This window comes from Paenibacillus apii (assembly GCF_011043685.1).
Lineage (GTDB): Bacteria > Bacillota > Bacilli > Paenibacillales > Paenibacillaceae > Paenibacillus_AQ > Paenibacillus_AQ sabinae.
The window spans coordinates 512,107-533,584 of the sequence record NZ_JAAKGU010000002.1 but is presented as its reverse complement, the minus strand read 5'-3'; the positions used below and the strand labels follow the sequence as shown (position 1 = coordinate 533,584).

The 21,478-nt window shown below is 44.3% G+C and carries 17 protein-coding genes; 2 read left to right on the top strand and 15 right to left on the bottom strand.

Translation table 11 applies throughout. The annotated features are described in order from the left end of the window. Window positions 1–36: 36 nt before the first annotated feature. The 6 genes from pcrB to G5B47_RS08215 all read right to left on the bottom strand — a co-directional run bounded on the left by pcrB (window position 37) and on the right by G5B47_RS08215 (window position 5,093). Entirely contained in the window at window positions 37–753 is a 717-nt protein-coding gene (pcrB, locus tag G5B47_RS08240) for a heptaprenylglyceryl phosphate synthase (RefSeq protein WP_206107273.1), read from the bottom strand. Window positions 754–869: 116 nt separating this feature from the next. After that, window positions 870–1,166, bottom strand: coding sequence for a glycerophosphodiester phosphodiesterase family protein (locus tag G5B47_RS08235; protein WP_165096577.1), 297 nt, complete (start codon window positions 1,164–1,166; stop codon window positions 870–872). 117 nt (window positions 1,167–1,283) lie between these two features. Next, complete coding sequence (locus tag G5B47_RS08230; protein WP_165096574.1) at window positions 1,284–2,690, bottom strand: undecaprenyl-phosphate glucose phosphotransferase; 1,407 nt, start codon at window positions 2,688–2,690, stop codon at window positions 1,284–1,286. Next, window positions 2,687–3,634, bottom strand: a complete 948-nt coding sequence (locus G5B47_RS08225) for a glycosyltransferase family 2 protein (protein ID WP_165096725.1) — start codon at window positions 3,632–3,634, stop codon at window positions 2,687–2,689. The genes G5B47_RS08230 and G5B47_RS08225 overlap by 4 nt, the downstream gene beginning before the upstream one ends. Window positions 3,635–3,741: 107 nt before the next feature. Beyond that, window positions 3,742–4,059 (bottom strand): chorismate mutase, encoded by a 318-nt coding sequence (locus G5B47_RS08220; RefSeq protein WP_165096571.1) that lies wholly within the window; start codon window positions 4,057–4,059, stop codon window positions 3,742–3,744. After that, window positions 4,056–5,093 (bottom strand): glycosyltransferase family 2 protein, encoded by a 1,038-nt coding sequence (locus G5B47_RS08215; RefSeq protein ID WP_165096568.1) that lies wholly within the window; start codon window positions 5,091–5,093, stop codon window positions 4,056–4,058. Before G5B47_RS08215 ends, G5B47_RS08220 begins: the two co-directional genes overlap by 4 nt. Window positions 5,094–5,245: 152 nt before the next feature. Here G5B47_RS08215 and G5B47_RS08210 point away from each other — a divergent pair, with 152 nt between their 5' ends. Then, a complete protein-coding gene (locus G5B47_RS08210; protein WP_165096565.1) occupies window positions 5,246–6,262 on the top strand; it encodes a glycosyltransferase family 2 protein in 1,017 nt (338 codons plus the stop codon). 59 nt (window positions 6,263–6,321) lie between these two features. Here the strand turns inward: G5B47_RS08210 and rfbD are convergent, their stop codons facing one another. From rfbD to G5B47_RS08175, 7 genes are all read right to left on the bottom strand, one after another. Beyond that, window positions 6,322–7,191 (bottom strand): dTDP-4-dehydrorhamnose reductase, encoded by an 870-nt coding sequence (rfbD, locus tag G5B47_RS08205; RefSeq protein ID WP_165096562.1) that lies wholly within the window; start codon window positions 7,189–7,191, stop codon window positions 6,322–6,324. Then, on the bottom strand, window positions 7,191–8,213 hold the full coding sequence (gene rfbB, locus G5B47_RS08200; RefSeq protein ID WP_165096559.1) for a dTDP-glucose 4,6-dehydratase: 1,023 nt from the start codon (window positions 8,211–8,213) through the stop codon (window positions 7,191–7,193). The genes rfbD and rfbB overlap by 1 nt, the downstream gene beginning before the upstream one ends. 162 nt (window positions 8,214–8,375) lie before the next feature. After that, the gene (locus G5B47_RS08195; RefSeq protein WP_165096556.1) at window positions 8,376–9,749 is read right to left on the bottom strand and encodes a DUF6056 family protein; all 1,374 of its coding nucleotides are present in this window, start codon (window positions 9,747–9,749) and stop codon (window positions 8,376–8,378) included. Between the two features lie 28 nt (window positions 9,750–9,777). Continuing rightward, window positions 9,778–12,051 (bottom strand): glycosyltransferase family 2 protein, encoded by a 2,274-nt coding sequence (locus G5B47_RS08190; protein ID WP_235957113.1) that lies wholly within the window; start codon window positions 12,049–12,051, stop codon window positions 9,778–9,780. Between the two features lie 17 nt (window positions 12,052–12,068). Continuing rightward, window positions 12,069–13,691 (bottom strand): methyltransferase domain-containing protein, encoded by a 1,623-nt coding sequence (locus tag G5B47_RS08185; protein ID WP_165096553.1) that lies wholly within the window; start codon window positions 13,689–13,691, stop codon window positions 12,069–12,071. Then, window positions 13,688–14,905 (bottom strand): ABC transporter ATP-binding protein, encoded by a 1,218-nt coding sequence (locus G5B47_RS08180; RefSeq protein ID WP_165096550.1) that lies wholly within the window; start codon window positions 14,903–14,905, stop codon window positions 13,688–13,690. Before G5B47_RS08180 ends, G5B47_RS08185 begins: the two co-directional genes overlap by 4 nt. 11 nt (window positions 14,906–14,916) lie before the next feature. Continuing rightward, a complete protein-coding gene (locus tag G5B47_RS08175; protein ID WP_206107272.1) occupies window positions 14,917–16,275 on the bottom strand; it encodes an ABC transporter permease in 1,359 nt (452 codons plus the stop codon). 154 nt (window positions 16,276–16,429) lie between these two features. Between G5B47_RS08175 and G5B47_RS08170 the strand changes: the two genes are divergently transcribed. Beyond that, the gene (locus G5B47_RS08170) at window positions 16,430–19,225 is read left to right on the top strand and encodes an O-antigen ligase family protein (protein WP_165096547.1); all 2,796 of its coding nucleotides are present in this window, start codon (window positions 16,430–16,432) and stop codon (window positions 19,223–19,225) included. Window positions 19,226–19,329: 104 nt separating this feature from the next. Here the strand turns inward: G5B47_RS08170 and G5B47_RS08165 are convergent, their stop codons facing one another. Both G5B47_RS08165 and galU read right to left on the bottom strand, forming a co-directional pair. After that, window positions 19,330–20,430: a glycerol dehydrogenase gene (locus G5B47_RS08165; RefSeq protein WP_165096544.1), complete on the bottom strand. Its 1,101-nt coding sequence runs from the start codon at window positions 20,428–20,430 to the stop codon at window positions 19,330–19,332. 156 nt (window positions 20,431–20,586) lie between these two features. After that, window positions 20,587–21,477 carry a UTP--glucose-1-phosphate uridylyltransferase GalU gene (gene galU, locus G5B47_RS08160; RefSeq protein WP_165096541.1) on the bottom strand — a complete coding sequence of 297 codons (891 nt, stop codon included), beginning with the start codon at window positions 21,475–21,477 and terminating at the stop codon, window positions 20,587–20,589. Window position 21,478: the final 1 nt, after the last annotated feature.

The window sequence follows — 21,478 nt, the reverse complement described above, 5'->3', positions numbered from 1 at the left end:
TAAATTCTATACGTGGTTCTTCGCAAAACTACTATATCATTCCTTGAATAGTTCGGTCTGCTTAACCGCCTCGACTGTGGACAGCGCCCGTTCAATATCGCTATAAACGATGTTTCCTACGACAACCGTATCAGCCAGAGAAGCCGCGAGCTGAGCCTGATCCGGTCCGGCCACTCCGCCGCCGTAGAAAAGACGGGCATGGCTGACGGCATCGCGCACCGTTTTCATGGTCTCCACATCTCCAAAGCTGCCGCTGTATTCCAGATAGACGATCGGCAGCGCCATCAGCTTGTCCGCAACATGCGCACACGCAGCCGCTTCATCGGCCGACAGCCCTGTATCCGCACCGGTCAGGCGGGCTACGGCGGAATTTTCGTTCAGCACAATGTACCCCTCGGCCAGCAGCAGCTCCCAGGGGATAAAATCACCGTAGCGCTCGACGCCTCTTCGATGGTGGCCGATAATCCATGCCGGATCGGGGGTGTTCAGCACCATGGGAATCATGTAGGCGTCAAAGCCGGGCACGACAGCGGTCAGATCGGACACTTCCAGGGCGCACGGCACGCCGTAATCCTGAATTCTGGACAGGAGAAGGGAGGTATTCTCATAGGTTACGCCTGTAGACCCGCCCACCAAAATGGCATCCGTACCGGACTGGCAGACCGCCCTCAGCTCTTCCTCGCCGATATCGCGATCCGGGTCCAGCTTGAACACATGACGCCAGTTCTCAATCATTTGTCGCACCACAGTCATGATCTTCCATCCTTATTCGGGTTAATAAGCATCCAGCTTATACTTCTTATATGTTATGATAGCCGGGTAGACGTGTCAATGAAATGCGAACATTTTTTCGCCTTTTCGGTCAATCCCTACAGCATAAAAGAGGGTTCTCCAACTCTATTGCCCCCAAAAAGACTGACACAATCCCCCGACGTCTTCACCTCGTTCTCGGAGATAAAATCGGTATAAAATCCGTCCACCCCCAAACGGTGCAGCCTGCGAATTCCCTTCATATCGTTGACCGTATGGACGTAAACGCGGGCTCCGGCGTCCTTTAGCCTGCCTACAAATCCGGCACTGGCGCGGTCGGCAGGCATCGTGATATCGACATTCGTTTTTTGAACGAATTCGATGTCCTCCTTGTCGCTGTCCGGGGAATCATACAACGTATAGATGACATGCGGAAAAGCATAAATCCTGTTCAGCTCCTCCAGCTGTAAAAAGCAATTCCCCGCCCACCTTCAATCGGCGGAGCGGGGAAACGGGATGTATGATAGCCTCATTTAGTAAGCATTCTTATTGACAAAACCGTTCCGGATCGTCTTGAAAATAATCCGGATATCGAACAGCAGCGACCAATTCTCAATATAGAAAATATCATGCTTGATCCGGTCTTCGATCGAGGTGTCGCCGCGCAGACCGTTGCTCTGTGCCCAGCCGGTAATTCCGGGACGCACATGGTGCTTGACCATGTACTTTGGAACTTCTTCTTTGAACTGCTCCACATAGTAAGGACGCTCCGGGCGCGGGCCGACGACGCTCATATGTCCCATCAGCACATTAAAGAACTGCGGAAGCTCATCCAGGCTCGTCTTGCGGATAAATGTCCCGAACCGGGTTCGCCGCGGATCACGCTCCGTGCTCCACCCCGTGTCCTCCTCGCCGTCCCGCTGCATTTTCATCGATCGGAACTTATACATCGTGAACGTTCGGCGGTTGAGGCCGACCCGTTCCTGCCGGAAAATGATTGGTCCCGGCGAAGTCATTCTCACTCCTAGTGTCACAATCAGCATGACCGGACTCATGACCACAATAGCGAAGAGCGAGAATACAATATCGAACAGCCGCTTGGCCAACCGGTTGGCCGTCATGTCCAGCGGGATATCGCGCACATTGATCATTGGCATTCCCGCAAAATTATCGAAGTACGGACGCGCAGGCAGGTAGTCGAAGAAATCCGGGATGATCAGCGTTCGAACCCCTGCCCGTTCACAGGAAGCGATAATGGCGGGAAACTTGTGATGCGCATCAAGCGGCAGAGCGAGAACCACCTCGTCGATCAGCATCGTCTCCAGCATCTTTGGCAGTTCGTCAAGCTTTCCGAGAATCGGTTTATAGCGCCTAGACTCCAGCGTATCCCATACTTGGTAATCGTCCAGAAAACCGATAATCTCATAACCGAGCTCAGGGTAATTCGCGAGATTATCATAAATTCTTCTGCCCAGTGTTCCCGCCCCGAGAATGAGCACAAATTGGCGATTCAGCCCTTTTTCCCGGAAGGACTTCAGCATCTTCTTCAGCACGTACCGGTACAGCATGGTCGAGAGCATGATGATGCCGATATAAATGGACAAGTATTGGCGGGAAATGTCGATTTCTCTTACAAAATACATCAGGCCCAGCAGGATGAAGATGCCCATTATATGTACCTGAAAAATCTTCAGGAACTCATCCGCAAACCGCTTCTTCCGTTTCGGCATATACAGGGTGAGCAGAATACCGAGCAGAACGGCGATTCCGCCGTAGATCAAGCTCCAGTAGGCATAAGATTCAGCCGGCATATGGCTCTCGTAAGGCATCCAGTCACTCTTGAATTTCAGCCACCAGGCGAGCAAAAACGCAGCCTGAATGATAATAAAGTCAGCGACCATATAAAGCTGGGTCAAAAATCGCTGGTTGCGGCGAATCATAATCTCACCTCGGCATTGGATTCAGAACTCTTACCGGCGCTGCCCGCGGCCGAAAGACTTGGCGCAGGCTCCTGCTTCCGCCCCCGGACGGTCAGGGCATTGCGCAGAAGCGCCGCGGCGAACTTGAGCGCCACCCCGGCGTAGACCGCCCCATTGACCGCAAAAGAATATTGCCTGCTGTAATGCTTACGATGAAAGACAATCATGGCGCGGTGAAACTCGTAGATGATCTTGAGTGGTCTCCGCCGTGCGCTGCCGCCCTTCAGATGCACGATGAAAGCTTTGGGATAATAATAAATCTTCCAGCCGGCTTCCTTGATCCGGTAACACCAATCCAGATCCTCACCATACATGAAAAAGGTTTCGTCCAGTCCCCCGATCTGCTCGATCGTTTCCCGTCTTACCAGCATGAACGCCCCGACCAGACAATCGACCTCGTATTCCTTGTCAGGGTCAAGATAACCGAGTTGATAACCGTTGAAACGCGGGTTGTCAGGAAACAGCCTGCTGAATCCGAACGCATAATAGAAGGAAGCTGCAGGGGTCGGAAATCCCCGTTTGCACGCCTTATCCAGACTTCCGTCCGGCAAAATCACCTTGCACCCCGAAGCCCCAAGCTCCGGCCGCCGGTCCATCAAGGCAATCATCGTTTCCAGCGTGTCCCGCTGCACCACCGTATCCGAATTCAACAGTAAAATATATCTGCCCGAGGCAATATTCATTCCCTGGTTATTGGCCCGCGCAAATCCGGTGTTCTCCTGGTTGGCAATCAGCTTCACTTGCGGGAACCGCTCCCTTATGACTTCCACCGAATCGTCAGAAGAATGGTTGTCGATCACAATAATTTCATAGGCATATTGGGTTTCCGAGTCATAGACCGACTGCAGACAATCGACTGTCAGGCGGCACGTATTGTAATTGAGAATGATGATGCTCGCATCGATATTCACTTTTGCTTACGCTCCAGACAAAAATAGTAATCTATCGACAATATTATAGCATAAAACCTCCCTAAAATAAGGGAGGCTTTCAGTAAGATTCATCTATTTACTTATTCATTCTCGGGATTGCAGGTCTGCTCGCCGGATCGTTCACGATGAAGCCGAAGTTCATGCTCAATAAATGTCGATACAATGCCGCGATAGATTTGCTCAATAACATCCGGATCGCCGCCATGCTCTGTAGCTGTTGTCCGTACTTTGTCAATTAACTGCTCAACACGCTGCGGAGCTTTGACGGCGTCAGCATCCTTTTTGAATGCGGCCGCTTGATTTACGTACAGATGCCTCTCGCACAGCAGCGCCACAATCTCCCTGTCCAGCCTGTCTATATTGGCTCTTACCTCTTCGATGCTGCCGCAGGATTTCATCGCACTTTTCCCCTTCCGCGTTTCGCTCTCTCCTGAACGGCTTTTCTCTTCTTCCTCAGTGAGCCCCATTCAGCAAAAAAACTCCCCCATGCCTTCAACAACCCTGGCTCCTTCAGCAGCATATATCCGTGGGCGGCAATTTCGTAAGGTAAAGACAGTAATATCGTCTTCGGCAAGGTCCTAATCGGCTCATTCTTAAAAATCATCTTATACCGGTTGATATAAGAGATCCGCCGGATAAACAGCGGCTTCCCGCTGCGGCCCGATGCCTTCCAACCCCGTTCATGGTACCCGATCGCATCCGCGTCATAATAAGCCTTCCACACGAGCAGCCTAGCCCGCCACGCCACATCGACATCTTCCTTATAGGCAAAAAAATCCGCGTCAAAAAACTCGCCGTCCACGCTGACCTCGTCAATCATCCGCCGCGAATACATCGCCGCCGCGCCCGATACGCCGAACACCTCGCCCGACTCCATCCAGTTCTTCGCCGGCTCCCCTGCTCCCCGGTCAAAAGCCCTGCGCGCCTTATTCATCCGCAGCCCCGTACTGTCTACCGTCCCCGGGTCCACCTTGAACAGCAGCTTTCCGGTGGCACTGCCGATTCCGGGATCGGCTTCCATCCGCGCAACCAGCCTGGACACATAGTCCGGCGCCAGCGTAACATCGGGGTTCAGCACCAGCACATAATCGGCATCGCTCGCAGCTATCGCCTGGTTATGGGCGGGGGCGAAGCCGGTGTTGGAGGGATTTTGCAGGAGGTAGAGCGGAAATGGCGGCTGTTCGTCATGGCTGACCGGAATTGTCGTTTGGTCCGTTCCCGCCATCAGATTTCCCATTATTCTTGGGATTACGTCTGCTTTATACCGGGATTGGATCCGCTCCACCGTGCCGTCGCCCGAGGCATTATCCACCACAATGATTTTTTGAATAGGGTAGTCTTGATGAAATGCGGCTTCCAGACAATCGGCAATGTCCTCTTCGCTGTTATAGGTAACGATATGTATGCTTACGGTTTTGTTGTTCGAATTCATTTTACGTCCTTATAATAAATAGGTATTTACGAAGTAATATACTATATATTTTCAACAACGAATACCGTTTTTTGTATTTAATTAAACATAAATCAATGCTAGAATAAACTGACTAATCATTTTTACAGTTTTTTAAAGGAGTCGATAATGTTTTGGACAGCAGTTTAAGTAGTCCTCCTATTTTAGTCTTAGTTATTCCTTGTTACAATGAGGAGGAAGTCTTACCAGAAACTATTAAGCGTCTTACTACGATATTCGATAATTTAATAGAAAAAAACAAGATTGCTTATACAAGCAAAATACTATTCGTTGATGATGGCAGCCGGGATAGAACCTGGGAGATTATCGAAGAGAATAACAAAACCAATACTTTTGTTCACGGTCTGAAGCTCGCCAAAAATGCCGGACATCAAAATGCCTTGCTGGCTGGATTAAATCATGCCAAAGAGTTTTCCGATTGTGTTATTTCTATAGATGCGGATCTTCAAGATGATCTTAATGTTATAGAAGAATTTATTGAGAAATTCAAAGAAGGCTACGATGTCGTTTATGGTGTAAGAAAGAGCAGATCTACCGACACTTTCTTCAAGCGCTCCACAGCACAAGGATTTTACCGGCTCATGAACTCGATGGGTGTTAACGTCGTTTACAATCATGCCGACTATCGCTTAATGAGTAAAAGGGTACTTCACCATTTAAGCGAATTTAGAGAAGTCAACCTTTTTCTTAGAGGACTCATTCCATTAATTGGTTTCAAATCAACTGAGGTCTACTATGACAGAAACGAACGCTTCGCCGGAGAGTCCAAATATCCATTAAAAAAAATGCTGGCCTTTGCCTTTGATGGAATAACCTCGTTTAGTGTAACGCCCATCCGCTTAATTTCCGGAATAGGTTTTTTAATGTTTTTGTTCAGCTTTGTAATTGCGATTTATATTCTCGTCAATAAATTCATCGGTAATACTACTTCGGGATGGTCCTCCCTCATGATTTCAATTTGGTTTATTGGCGGCCTTCAATTGGTTGCATTGGGATTAATTGGCGAGTACATCGGTAAAATATATAAAGAAGTGAAAGCTCGTCCTAAATATATTATCGAAAAAAATACCGTTCATCTGTCGCAAAAAAACAAACAAACCGAAACCAGAGAACTCGTAGGCACACTGTAACATCAATTAAAAAATCTCCCTTTCTAAATATTAGATCGGGAGATTTTTTTAAGTTATTTCTATTGAATGTCCTTTAGGAATGCTTTTAAGCCTTCCCGCCAAGGCCGTATATCCTGGAAACCGTTCGTCCGGATCGACAAATGCTCCATCGCTGAATTGCGCGGGCGCGGTGCGGGGCGCGGAAACTGTTCCGTGGTACACGGCTCCAGCTTGGCGGTAAACTTAAGCCCAAGGATTTCCTCCGCCTCGGCAAAAATCGCCTGGGTAAACTCATACCACGTACAAACCCCAGTATTGGAGGCATGGTAAATGCCATACTTTTCAGTTCCGATCAATTCCAGCAGGAAAGTCGCCAAATCCACCGTAAACGTTGGTGAACCCTTTTGGTCATCCACGACCTGCAGCACCGGTCTTTCCTGGCCAAATTTCAGCATCGTTTTAACAAAATTATTCCCGTACTTTCCATACACCCACGAAGTACGGACGATAAAATACTTGGTCGACAAGGTCTGCACCAGAATTTCCCCAGCTCGTTTGGACTTGCCGTAGATGCTTTTGGGATCGGTGTTGTCGTATTCATGATACGGCTGGCTTCCTTGCCCGTCGAACACATAATCCGTACTGATATAGACCAGTTTCGCGCCAACCTTTTCTGCTGCAACCGTAACATTACGAGTGCCCACAGCATTGATCAAATAGGCAGCATCAATATCCGTCTCTGCGGCGTCCACGGCCGTATGCGCAGCGCAATGAATTATGGCTTCAGGGCCAAATTCTCCAATGACTTCGCTGCACTGATCGAGATCGGTAATATCCATCTCCTGCCGGTCGCAAGCCAGCACCTCATAACCCTGTCTTTCCAATAGCAGCACCGCATCACGACCGAGCTGTCCCGCCGCCCCCGTTACGAGAACCTTCGTCGCCGCCATTACAGGGCATCCCCTAAGCGGCTGCCATACTGCTTTTCGGCATACTTCTGGTATTCACCGGACTGGATGCGGGTCCACCATTCTTTATTGTTCAAATACCATTGAATCGTTTCCTTGATCCCCGTTTCAAACGTATGCTTCGGCTTCCAGCCCAGCTCGTTCATAATCTTCGTTGGGTCGATACCATAGCGGCGGTCATGTCCCGGACGATCCTGCACATACGTAATCAGCGATTCCGGCTTACCCAGCTCCTGCAAAATCGTCTTGACGATATGCACATTCGTCCGCTCATTATTGCCGCCAATGTTGTACACTTCACCCAGCACACCTTTATGAATAACCAGATCAATCGCGCTGCAGTGATCCTCTACATAGAGCCAATCGCGGATGTTCATTCCGTCGCCATACACCGGCAGTGCTCCATCAGCAAGTGCGCGGGAGATCATCAGCGGAATAAGCTTCTCCGGGAACTGGTAAGGACCATAGTTATTCGAGCAGCGCGTAATATTAACCGGCAGGCCGAAGGTTTCATGATAGGCTCGCACCAGGAGATCCCCCCCCGCTTTGCTGGCGGAATAAGGGCTGTTCGGCGTCAGCGGCGTCTCTTCCGTGAACAGGCCGGTCGCTCCAAGCGTACCATATACCTCGTCGGTCGAAACTTGCACAAACTTGGTGACTTTATGCTTCTTCGCCGCGTCCAGCAGCACCTGAGTCCCCAGCACATTCGTCTTCACAAACACATCCGGCTCCAAAATACTCCGGTCCACATGCGATTCGGCTGCAAAGTTAACAACCACATCCACACCCTGGCTAATCAAAGTATCCATTGCCTGAACATCTGTAATATCCGCTTTTACAAACGTATAGTTCGGATGATTCTCTACCGATTTCAAATTTTCCAGATTCCCTGCATACGTAAGAGCGTCCACATTAATGATTTGGTAATCCGGGTACTGCTGAAGCATATACATAACAAAGTTGCTGCCAATAAAGCCGGCTCCGCCGGTGACAAGAAGTTTCATGAGTGACCACCTTCTTATAAAATTTGAATTTAACTCTCGTAGATACTAATTCACCTTATTAAGATACCATAATCAATAATATTCTCAATATATGCTTTTTTCATTTTAAATTACCTAACATTATTTACAAATAAACTCGTTATTTAGCTTAGAGAAGACATTTTAACCTAAAATCGGTGCATATCCATTAATTGCCCAATTGACCAACAAAGCCAGCACATTTATTAAGGCTAATGGCAAAAGAACATAAATTGCCTTCCTCTTATCCAGTTCGTCTAAGTCAGATATCAAATTGGCTATTATTACTATTAATAGCATTGCACTTACCGTTAATGTTCTATTCCCGGATGCATAAATTGTAGGAGAAAAAAACATGATGCCCATAGAAGCGATAGAAGCAAGAAAACAAACCAAAGTAAACTTTCTCTTCTTTGTAACGGCTAAAAATACCACCATAAATAACACTGTATAAATAGTCCAAAAAACATATGGAATTATAGCAAAAACAAATTGAGGACCGGAATTCCAAAGATGCAATAAGCTATAACCAACGTCAAATTTTTTTAATGCTTCAAAATCATAAATAAATTCAACATTTCCAATTAATGCAATCGAAACAGAGCTTATTACTAAAAAAGCAAATAGGGAAACAGTTCTCGATACTAACTTCGATGCATTTTTTTTCTTTATGTAAAAAAAGCATAAGGTAATTATCGATAATAGTAAAATTAAAAACTTCATTTGAATAAACACTTTACTATAAATCCAAATAATTCCTATGTACAGATGGTCTCTTAAACTTAAATTATCAAAGCCTGGAAACCATGTAGCGGTCTCGGCAATAAATCTTCTATGGTTTCCAGGCGCATAAAATGAGAACATGAAAGCCGTCAAATATACTAACCATAGTAGAATTAATCTTTTGTCTAGAATTCTATTCTTCACCAGTGAGTGAAAAATAGCTAGCGCGCCAAAGCCTAGCATGCATAGAGCTACCTGTTCATTAGCTAATATAGCGAGCAGCCCCATACATAACGACAGAAAAATTCTTCCGAGAGTAAATCCCCTTGCTCCCCTCAGTGAAAGATCAGAAAAGGGGATCATTGCAAATACTCCAAGACTGATAGGCCAAAGGTAAACGATGGAACCAGTAATCCATAGAACTCCGGAACTCAGTATACTTGGGCTCAGATAACCGAAACAGACCAAAATAATAATAAATGAAGAAAAGGAGAATTCCTTTCTTATCAGTCTATTAATTCCGTAAGAAAGCAGCAAGATTAGAATCGAATTAATAATCCGCCACATCCAAACCATGCCATCCAAGAAGAAATACAATCCTGCTTCTGCTGACATTCTGCCTGTCCATTCATGATATCTAAAGTCCAAATAGTCAAAAAAGGAAAATTGATTGGATACCTCTTTAAAGTAGAAATCATCACCTGGTGCTATCTTAATAATAAAGTGGTAAAAATAGATAATAATAAAAACAGCAAAAACTTTAAGACTCAGATCATTATACTTTTTTTTATCCATTTCATCCCTCTTCTTAAAATCTTTCAACCTACACTCTTATCGAATATCCATGATCTAACGACAAATTCGGATTGTAATAAACATCAGAATTCAAAGTTTCTCCCCATTTGTCTTTAAGATAATCCGCCTCCCGGTTAAGTCTTTCCAATTTACTATTTGTGTTATCGTACCCTCTCGTCTTTGATTCATGATGTATCAACTGTACATAAGGAAGCCATATGTTAAGATAGCCGGCTTTTCGGATAGATAGGCAAAGATCCACATCGTTATAAGCAACGGATAACTCTTCGTCAAAACCACCTATCTCTTCAAATACACTTCTCTTCACCATAAGGCAAGCGGCAGTAACAGCAGAAACATTTTTCACTGAGATTAATGCTCCAAAATAACCCGGATCGTTTATTGGTCGGTGATGATGCCCATCTCCTGCAGCACGCTGAACTCCCAAACCTAATGTCAAGCCGGAGTGCTGTACAGTATTGTCTGGGTAAATTAAATATGCACCTACCGCTCCAATCTCTTCTCTCAAAGCTGCACCAATCATATCGTTAAGCCAGTTCTCCTCAATAACTTCAATATCATTGTTGAGAAAGAGAAACAGTTCACCTTTTGCTACTGAAACAGCCTTATTGTTCAGTTCCGAAAAATTAAAGGGGGTATTCACAGTTAATATATTTATTTTATTCGCTAATTTCTTCTTCCAGACACTAAAGAGCCGGAACGTTTCCGCTTCTTTACTTCCATTATCCACAATTATAATTTCGTAGTTGTTATACTTAGTAGTTTTATAAATCGAGTCTAGACAATTCGATAAAATAGTCGAATTATCTTTAGTCGGAATAATTATACTTACAAGAGGCTCAGACTCCACATTATAATGAACTCGATAGAAATTTGCATATCCGTCCAGTTCTTCAATCCATCCATTAATATTTCTTCTTTTTAAAGTATCATTGACCGCAGTAAGGCCAGCAAAATGGGTGTAATTTTTAGCGCCTGAACCTGATGCAGTGGATTCGGGAATTGTTCTCCAGTGATAAAGTATCTTCGGAATATGATAAATACTGGACGTTTGTTCAGTCACTCTTAACGCCAAGTCAAAATCCTGGCTTCCCTCAACCCCTTTTCTGAAACGTCCTACCTTATCCACAATGGATTTCCGGTACACTCCTAAATGGCATGTATACATATGAGTAAGAAGCAAATCAGGAGACCAATCAGGTTTAAAGAACGGAGAATGTCTTACTCCATCAACTCCGATTTTATCTTCATCACTATAGATCATATCCGCATCAGGATGTCTATTTATCAGTTTCGCAACCTCATACAATGCATCAACTGACATTTCGTCATCATGATCCAATAAAGCAATATATTCACCTAATGCTATATCAAGAGCTGAATTAGAGGAGTCTGAAATATGACCATTTTCTTCTCTAAACACTACACGAATCCGATCATCTAGTATTTCATATTCACTTAGAACCGTCTTTATATGCTCCTTCTTGGAAGCATCGTCGGACACACATAGTTCCCAGTATGGATATAGTTGATTCCTTACCGAGTCTATACATTTCCTTAGCCAGACTTCGTCCACATTATAAACTGGAAGAATAACCGAAATTAATGGTTTATATTTAAAATCTTCTATTACGGCCAGAGCAGTCATCTTCTCGTTATCACTCAGCGTGTGTTTTTCAATCCAGATCACATAGTCATTAAGAACATTATTCTGATTTATTCCGCCAATTTGCTTAACTTTCTGCCATAATCCCTTTATTCCTTGCCCTTTAATAACCAGTATGCTTTTTTTAAAAATCGCTTTAATATTGGAAAAGCTTAATCCCCTTTGTTTAAAAATTGTCGAAAGGGAATTTATCAGGATATTCAACTTAGTGACTTTCTTAAACTTTAGATCCTTCAGAATAAATCTACTTGCCCTTTCTCCGGGGTCTAATCTCAATTCCATGGCATCTTCAGGAATAAAAAAAATGGTGTTATATCTCATCTTCCCCTTTGGTATCATTGAGAAAATAACACTATTGGCTTCGGAAAAACCCGAGCCGTTATTCCAGTACAGTTTAAGGGGGATAAATTCATCCGATTCAGAGTACCAGCTTATTTCGTTCCACCCATTATAAATTTTTCCTTCTAATGAAAATGCAGGATCGTTCCCTGAAGCAACCCATTCTCCATTATTAATAGCTAAATCAGATATAACTTTCAAATTAATATGGGTCGAGTGAGAAAATATCCCAGCCAATGATGAAAGAATTTTACTCGATCTGTATTTACTGTTCAAAAAAACCTCTCCTTGTTCTACCTTTTTATGGCTTTCCGAATTTCTCTCAGTTTGCTAACAAGTTTCCAACCTTTCGAAGAATATATTCCCTCAAGTTCTCTACTTATTAATTCCTGTTGTACTGTTCCGAGATGAACCTTTTCTTTCTCTTTAACCAGATTATGAAGTGCAGTTTGTAAATCACCCTCAAGTTTGCTAATCTTTTGTTGTAATGAGTCCTGTTCACTATTGATTAAAGCTAACTCGGATTCTTTTTTATTCAACTGGTTATTTAACTGTGTATTCAATTCCTCAATAGTCCTATTTTTTTTATTTATTTCATCAATTATCTGAGTTTTCTCTTCTATTGTGTGTAGTACAGTTTTAAGTTCACTGGTCAACATTTCATTGTTCATACGAAAGAAATTAAATTCTAAATCAGTGACCTTCATCTTTTCATTGAACAGAATATGAATGCAAGGATCTTCATTTATAAAAACAAATATTTGATCATTAACTTCAAAAATAAAATTACCGTCAATTTCCGAATCATATGAAATATTATTAACTTTTAAATTTCCTAATTTAAATACTCCTGCATATTTTGAAGGATCAATCCTAAGAGAGGATATTTCGTTAAATTGAGACAAGTTAAAAAAATATGTTCGATTGTCGTTAGGATTTATCCCTACTTTCAAACTTTCTTCTTCGTTAAATCCATTTCCGGTATCGACGTAAACTTGCAAATCATCAGTCAGATTTTTCTCGCAAATATTTTCTTCTAAACGATGCAGTGACTCTGTAAGGTCATCTATTTCTCGTGAAAAATTCTGACTTCCAGCTATATGCTGAAAATAACTATGCAACTGAAAAAATGTATTTTCCAAAGCGTTCAGTTCTTCAACAAGCTGTTTCGGAACAGAAGACCCATTACCTATACTAATAGTGCTTACATCAGTTGACTTTGATCCTACAACTATTTTTCTATAGGATGTTTCCGAGTAATCGTATCGAAATAAATATTCATTATAAAATGAATCTATCTTCTCCCTATAAGGAATCAAAGCAGGAGTTTTGGCTGCAAAGAAATGAAGTCCCATTAACTTTTCCCAAAGATCAATATTTCCGTGAGATATAAGACTATACTTGATGTTCTTTCTCAGAAAGTGATCTTCGAGTTCAGATTGAACAGGAAGGCCATTAGTAGCATGTTCCTCCAACCAAATGAATCTTTCACCAAACATGCTAAAGTATAAGGTTTCTAATCTGCTTTCAGCGTTCACGACTTCGTCGCTATAAAATGGCGCTGTTATAATAAAAAGTCTAGCGCTAACTCTATTCAATTCATTAATAAAATTTTCTCTTTTGCTCGAAGGGATATGCTCAAATACATCCAAAGCTACAACAATATCATAAGCATTATCTTTAAACTCCATTTGGGTAGCATCGCCCAGAATGTATTTAGGATTCGACTGCAATGTTTCAGGAAGATTAATATCCAAGTAAGTTATTGTATCTGAAGGAAGAAAAACTTCTAAATTTTGATGTTCGTTAGCCCCAACTTCTAAAATACGAAAAATTTCATTGCCATCTCTCAATTTATTGACTATAACTTGAACATGATTGTATCTCTGAAATTGATCAAAGGGAATCGGAATCACTTTAACACTTCCCATCTATGCTTCATATAAATCATTCCTTCAGAAAAATACTTATTAGAAATATTGAAGTGAAGAGCCTCCTGCTCATAATGTAAACAAACCAGTCCCTCATTGCTAAAAAGTCCAACATCTGCAGTAAAGCTACCTCCTAATAACGGCAACTCAGAAATTACATATTGAACCCTATGCCTTCCTATTGTATTTGGTATATTCACTTTCTCTAAATGAGTATTTGGACCAAATATATATTCTCTTTTAGGCGTGTATATCGCAACTCCCAAAAGTAGACTGACTATTGCCTCGACATATACTTCATAATCAATAGTAATCTCCAGTTGATCAAATGTTTTAAAATTATCTTTATTAATCGAAACCTTTGTCACGCAAGCGAGAATATCAGGATTAGAGGGGACAATAAAATCATCCATAAGTTCAGTGTCACTTTCTACCGGCACCTGCTCTTTCCCATCTCCTATATCAGCACTATTTTTCATAAAATCTTCATATAAATCCACAATGTCACTTGACTCTCCTATAGCCTCGACTTTTCCATTTTTCAACCAAACTGCCTTATTACAAAAGCGTTTTACTTGTTCAGGAGCATGGGATACGAATAGAATGGTTGTTCCTTGTTTTTTCAATTCTTTCATTTTTTCAATGCATTTTGTTTGGAACCTAATATCCCCAACTGCCAAAGCTTCATCCACAATAAGTATATCTGGCTCGACATTAATCGAAACAGCAAAAGCCAATCTGGCAAACATTCCACTTGAGTATATCTTTACCGGTTGATTAATGAAATCTCCAATGTCTGCAAAGGAAATAATATTATCAATTTTCCCTTCCATTTCTTCTTTGCTGAAGCCCATCATCAATCCATTTAAATAAATATTCTCTCTTCCAGTATACTCCGGGTTAAAACCTGCACCTAATTCCAAAATTGCCGACACTTTCCCTTTAACTTCAATTTCCCCAAAAGTTGGAGTTAGCACCCCAGTTATAAGTTTCAAAAGAGTAGATTTTCCTGATCCATTCTTGCCCAAAATCCCAATAGCATCTCCTTGTTCTATAGAAAAAGAGACCTCATCCAAAGCTTTAAATTCATTATGATAAATTTTCTTTAATGGAGACATCGCCTCTTTTAAACGATCGGTGGGCTTGTTGTAGAGCTTATATGTTTTTGTTACATTTCTTATATCAATTATTGTTTTCATATTTAGGCTCCTTATAAAACATCTGAAAAATGAGGCTTTAGCTTCTCGAATATTTTGAACCCAACCGTAAACATAAAGAAACAGAAAATCCAAAAGTATACAGTCTCATAAGGCCTTTCAAAAAAAAGCACTTGATTTATAAAGGAATCTCTGTACCCTTGTACAATATAATACATTGGATTTAGCTTAAACAATTTCGCCCAAAAATCTGAAAGCATGCTTACAGGCCAACCAATAGGAGTAAACCAAAAACCAATTTGAACTATGACTGAGATGATCTGATTCAAATCCTTAAAGAAGAGCATGACGGCCGAAGTCAAAAATGTTATAGACGTTACTAATACAATCATACAAATTAAATAGTAAATCAGTTGAAAGTTATAAAAAGTCGGCGGGTAACCATAAAATCCATGCACAATAAATATAAACAGAATGAAAAAAAGTTGTACAAAGCCTGCAGATACTATTTTCACAAATGGAAGTAGCTCGATTCTGAAAAGTACCTTTTTTACCAAGTAGCTATATTCAGAGAAAACATTGGTAGCCCCTATTAGGGCTTCGGAAAAAAAGAACCAAGGAACGATACCAGCAATAAACCAGACAATGAATGGAACATCACCTACATTACCGCTCCGCAATCCTACTTGGAACACAAACCAATAGGTCAGAATTGTAATTAAAGGTTGAATAAACCCCCATAGGATACCTAAGTATGAAGAAGCGTATTTTGTTTTAAAATCATTCTTAGCAAGACTATAAACCAAGTTCTTATTACGATATAAATCTCTGACAAAACTGTATAATCGCTTGGCATTTCCAGCAACAAAATAATAGATTGCTCCAACTAACAAGCTTAGTAGAGCAAGAATAAAGGAATTTCCGATGTTTCCGTGATAGACTGATTGAGTAAATGGCGAGGCATTAAAATAAAAGTATGGATCTCTTCCATTTATTTGTGTTTTTAAATGGTCTTTGTTTAATTCGTTAATTCTCAATTGGTTGGATTCAAAGTCCAATTTTTGTAGGTTAATTCTTGCATCGCTAACAGCAAAGAAGCTTAAATTTCTAACTTCGACGTCAGTGGCAAGTCCATTTCCTAAATCAAGTCGGATGTAATAAATCGCATTAGGTAATTTGATTTCAAATGTCTTCCATCCCCCTGGAGCATCGTAACTTTCTATTTTAGAGTTTGCTTCGCTCCACACATTCTTTTCGGATGAGTAAAAGACTTGGTACTTATCGGCTGCATTTGCCTTTATGTCGAACTTAATATATAAACTAGCAGTTGATTGCTGATAACCCTCCAGCACATAAAAAAATCCAATCATAATTATTAATGAGCTAATTATAAGAATCGAACGTTTCAACATTAATTCTACTACTCCTCGCTTTACTGAGAGCAAACCGCTAATAGTATGCGCTTTTCTCATCTAAATGGTTCAATGTAATTTGTATTAAAGTTTATTAGAAAGAATACTTATGCTAGAATATTGTCGTAACTTACAGGAAAAGGAGATTAAAAAGTTGGCTAATCCAGTATACGGTAAAAAGGCTGCTCAGTCGAGAAATGCCGAAAAAATACCCGACTCGCTTTGGGTGTTGGTGATTGGTTTTATTTTATTTTTATTGTGGGCCCCGTTTCAAGTGGGATTATTTAACGGACAGCAGACGGACTATGAGAAACCGATTTATCTAGCGGTATTGTTCGGGTGTCTGATGCTGTTTCTATGGGTTGGCCTCTATTACAAAAGGTTTAAGCTGGAGGACCAACGTGATTTGCTCGCTGTAGCCGTGCTGCTGCTTCCTTTGACGTATTTCCTGTCGCTCTTTGTCGCCGCTTCGCATTATATGGCGATGAATATGCTGCTGATTCAGAGCATGTACGCGGCAGTCTTCATTGTAAGTCTCTACCTCCTTCGACAAAAACAAGTTAATGTTATCATACAAAACGCCGTATTGACAGTAGCTTATCTGATTGTCTGGTTCGGCCTGCTGAACTGGCTGGGCGCTTGGAATGTGGCCGGCGGGCTGGTTGGCTGGTTCTCGAATACAGTTAGAGGAGGCAAATATCTGGACGCGGTGATGACCGACGCCAACGGTCTGCGTCTGACTTCAATTTTCCAGTATGCCAATACATATGCAGCGTTCCTGATGGCCTTCTTGTTCGTGGCGATTTTTGCGCTGATCCGCTCGAAAAAAGCATACGGCATGCTGATCAACGGCTTCATGCTCGTTCCGATCATCGTGTCGCTGCTGCTGACGCTTTCCCGGGGCGGACTTGTCATGCTGCCGGTGGTATTCGTGCTCCTGCTGCTGTTCCAGAAACCGGCGCGGCAAATTTTGTGGATTATCCACCTTATCATTGCGGGCATTGCCTCGGTAGCAGTGGCCAATCCGGTCACCAAAATTGGTCAGCATCTCAGCGCCGTACCTGACGCTTCGGCGGCTATCAAAGGCTGGGCTTACCTGCTGATCGCTTCGGCGGTTACGGCGCTTCTCTGCTGGGTAGTACAGCGTTTTGCGGCCCCCAAGCTGGAAACGAGTATTGAAAGCTGGTCAAACCGCAAATTCACCAATCTTTGGCTTCCTATCGGCGCAACGGTGCTGGTGGCACTGGCCGCCTTCCTGCTGATCGGCACAAGCGTGCGCAGTGTTTTGCCGGACAATATCGAAACCCGTCTGGAGAATATCAACTTCCAGCAGCACAGTGTACTCGAACGCTTCACCTTCTACAAGGATGCGCTCAAGGTAACCAAGGATTATCCGATTCTCGGCGCTGGCGGAGGTGGATGGGCTGCTCTTTATGAGAAATATCAGAATAATCCATATACGAGCCGTCAGGCGCATAACTTCTTCCTGCAGTATTTGATTGAGGTCGGCATTCTTGGATTCATCGTATTTATGGGCTTTATCCTGTTTGTATTTTATAAATATATCAGAGGCTATATGAACCAAAGGGAAAGGGACGATTACGAGAACGGCTTTTTCTTCCTTATCATCGCTCTCTCGATTCTGCTTCACAGTGTTCTTGACTTCAATATGAGCTACGCGTTTATGGGCTTGCTTGTATTCATTGGGCTTGCGGGTATGGCCGCAGCTATGGATGCTAAACCGCTCACGGTCAAATGGAACTCTTCGGGGCTGCGATTTGGCTATTTGGCCTTGGCCTGTCTGGGAACTTTAGCGTTGCTCTTCGTATCCCTCCGAAATATCGGTTCCGCCAATGCTGCTGCGGATGCCAAGGCGATCGCCCAGACAAGCCAGTCGTATGAAGAAATCAAGGCTCCGCTGATCAAGGCGCTTAAAAACCGACCGAGCCATCCGGAATCTGTGATCATTCTTGCTTCAATGGATAACCAGGTTTACAGCCAGAACCAGAACGAACAGTTCGCGGCCGAGTCCCTCGCCGTGCTGACCCGAGGGTTGGAGGATGAACCGAACAATAAGCAGATGCTGCAGCAGTTAATCGCACTATATGACCTGCAGGGAAAAAGTGAAGAAGCATTAGCCGTTTACCGAGACAACCAGGACAAATATATTTGGGATATCCAATGGTATGAGCCACTTATTACCCGAGCATCCGATTTGGGCACGCAGGCTCATTTGCAGCAGGACAGCGCCAAGGAGCAGGAATATTTCCAGATTGGGCTTGCTGCGTACAGCCATGTAGTTGATGGTGTCGCTTATCTCAAGACACTGCCCTCTGGACAACTTCAGGGTAGGCCTTTCTCGGTAACTCCGTTAATCGCGCTGGGGGCAGGTAAGATTAAGCTGGTAACTGGGAATGCTGAGGCCGCTGCAGCAATCATCCAGACAGGCTTTACAGACAGTTACGCCGATCTTGCATCGCGTAGTGATCTGTGGAGTAGGGCTTGGTACATTGATTTAATCGGCCGCTCTTATGATCTGGGGCAGGCCCCCTATACGCAGTGGTACAACAAATTAATCTCCGCAGGCTCTGATGATCAAGCGATAGCCGCTAACGCGAAGGCCAACTTTAACACTGGGCTTGAGGCATATAATCAGGTCATGAGGGAGACAAATGGCGAAACAAACGCCTTTCCGTCTGCCACTACGTTGGTTGTGGGTAAAATGCAATTTCTCTCAGGTGATGTCCGGACGGCGGTGAACACATTGAAAGCCGGGCTGAGCGAAGATTATTCGGATGCAATTAATCGCGAATTGGCACGCTGGTATTTGGCCGCATTGAAGAAACTGAACAGCGCCCAGGATCAGGATGTATATAACAAGCTTATTGCAGCCGATGCCGGAGAAGCGGCAAAGATTGATGAAATTGCGGCGATGAGGCCCTTATCGTAACCGCCGCTTATACATTTTGTATATGCCAGGAAAAAACGGGTACCGTCCATTGACGGCACCCGTTTTTTGATATGCAGCTATTTTTGAAAACCGTAAACTCTTCCTCAAAACTTAAGCGGGAGTTGTCTCCCCAATTGATCCGCCATCAACATGGCTTTCACCACGCTTTCAGATGTTACGGTAACCGGCATGTTGGTCATGGGCGTACCAGGGGCACAGCTGGCCTCCGCCGCAATCCGGAGTCTGTCCGGCTGTTCCGCCGAAAGATGCATCTCCTTCAAAGTTACAGGCAGCCCTGTACTGCGGTTAAACGATATAACCTCCTCGAGTTCTTGTAAAGGCGCATTCTCGAGAATCAGCTGAACAATGGTCGCGAAAGCGACCTTTTCTCCGTGCATGACAGGCCGTGTCTCTTCCAGCAGGGTTAGTCCGTTATGAATCGCATGGGCGGCGGCAAGCCCGCCGCTCTCGAAGCCAATGCCGCTGAGGTAGATATTGGCTTCGATGATATTCTCCACAGCTTCGGTGAGAATACCGTTCTCCGCATCCCGTTTGGCCTGCGCCCCGTCAGCCAGCAGCGTGTCTCTGCAAGCCTGTGCGAGGGCGTAAGCGCCGATGGCGCTTTTATCCAGGCCGCGACTCCCGGCAGACCGCCGGCAGGCCCGCGCCTCATAGAAGGTCGACAGCGCGTCACCCATGCCAGCCACCAGCAGGCGGACAGGCGCCCCCGCCACAAGCTCTGTATCGACCACCACTCTGTCCGGATTACTCCGCAGATATAAGTACTTATCCAGACGGCCGTCTTCCGTATACAGGACGGACAAGGCGCTGCACGGCGCGTCGGTCGAAGCAACGGTTGGTGCGACGATCAGCGGCAGGCGGCTGTAGAAGCCGACTGTTTTGGCTACGTCCAGTACCTTCCCTCCCCCAACCCCTATAATGACGTCCGCTTCCGATTCCTTGGCCGCCAGGGCGATCCGCTCCACTTCCTTCATGGTACATTCTCCGGCAAAAGGAAGCAGAACACAGGATACATCCCCTTCTTGAAAGCCTCCGGTGATTTCCTTCTCATAATGCGAAAGTACGAACGAATCTGCGATGATATAAGCTTTTTTGGCACCTAGATCGGCGCAATAACGGGGAAGGCTACGGATTTCTCCCCTGCCTTGAATATACTTGGCCGGTGACAGGATACTTCTGGTCAATGTACCCACTCCTAATCAATTAAAGTGTTAACAACGGAAGACAAACCGTACAGATATAACGTTAAAATGGCAGCTCGGGCTATCTCCCGAAACTGCCATTTCTGTGCTGTAGACAGGCACGATAAACGTGCACCGTTTTATTTAATCAAGATATGATTACGATACGGTCTTTGAAGCTTCTTGCTCAATCAGACCTTTAAGATAGACAAGCAGATCTTCCCTGAGCTCCTCATGCTGCAGCGCATAATGGATCGTCGTTTGGATAAAGCCCATCTTCTCGCCAACGTCATGCCGATGTCCTTCGAAGTGGAAAGCCAAAATGCGCTCTACCTCGCTGAGACGCGCAATGGCGTCTGTCAGCTGAATTTCGCCGCCTACCCCCGCCTGCTGCTCGCCAAGCAAATCAAAGATGCGCGGAGTCAAAATGTACCGGCCAAGGATGGCCAGGTTGGAAGGCGCTTCTTCTTTCTTCGGCTTCTCGACAAGCCGGTTAGCTTTGTACACCCGCTCCGCCAGCTCCGTGCCGTCGACAACGCCGTAACGGGAAACCTCTTCCCACGGCACCGGCTGTACGCCTACGATGGACGACTTATACTGGTCAAAGACCTCGATCATCTGCTTCAGGCAGGGTTTGTCCGACTCGACAATATCATCACCCAGCAGTACGGCAAACGGCTCGTTGCCGATAAATTTACGCGCGCACCAGATGGCGTGTCCGAGACCTTTGGGCTCTTTTTGCCGGATATAGTGGATGTCGGCCATTTCGGACGATTTGCGGACGGAATTCAGCAGTTCCCATTTCTGCTTCTCGGCCAGATTGAATTCCAGCTCGAAGGAATTGTCGAAATGGTCCTCGATTGCCCGTTTGCCCTTACCGGTTACGATAATGATATCTTCGATGCCGGAAGCGACCGCTTCTTCCACAATGTACTGGATGGTGGGCTTGTCCACAATCGGCAGCATCTCCTTGGGCATCGCCTTCGTGGCGGGCAGGAAGCGGGTACCGAGACCGGCGGCTGGAATAATAGCTTTGCGAATTTTAGTCATA

Coding starts and splice junctions, on each gene's coding strand:
- pcrB (WP_206107273.1), bottom strand. CDS start 753: ATGACTGTGGTGCGACAAATGATTGAGAACTGGCGTCATGTGTTCAAG.
- G5B47_RS08230 (WP_165096574.1), bottom strand. CDS start 2,690: ATGATTCGCCGCAACCAGCGATTTTTGACCCAGCTTTATATGGTCGCT.
- G5B47_RS08220 (WP_165096571.1), bottom strand. CDS start 4,059: ATGAAATCCTGCGGCAGCATCGAAGAGGTAAGAGCCAATATAGACAGG.
- G5B47_RS08215 (WP_165096568.1), bottom strand. CDS start 5,093: ATGAATTCGAACAACAAAACCGTAAGCATACATATCGTTACCTATAAC.
- rfbD (WP_165096562.1), bottom strand. CDS start 7,191: ATGGCGGCGACGAAGGTTCTCGTAACGGGGGCGGCGGGACAGCTCGGT.
- rfbB (WP_165096559.1), bottom strand. CDS start 8,213: ATGAAACTTCTTGTCACCGGCGGAGCCGGCTTTATTGGCAGCAACTTT.
- G5B47_RS08195 (WP_165096556.1), bottom strand. CDS start 9,749: ATGGATAAAAAAAAGTATAATGATCTGAGTCTTAAAGTTTTTGCTGTT.
- G5B47_RS08180 (WP_165096550.1), bottom strand. CDS start 14,905: ATGAAAACAATAATTGATATAAGAAATGTAACAAAAACATATAAGCTC.
- G5B47_RS08175 (WP_206107272.1), bottom strand. CDS start 16,275: ATGTTGAAACGTTCGATTCTTATAATTAGCTCATTAATAATTATGATT.
- galU (WP_165096541.1), bottom strand. CDS start 21,477: ATGACTAAAATTCGCAAAGCTATTATTCCAGCCGCCGGTCTCGGTACC.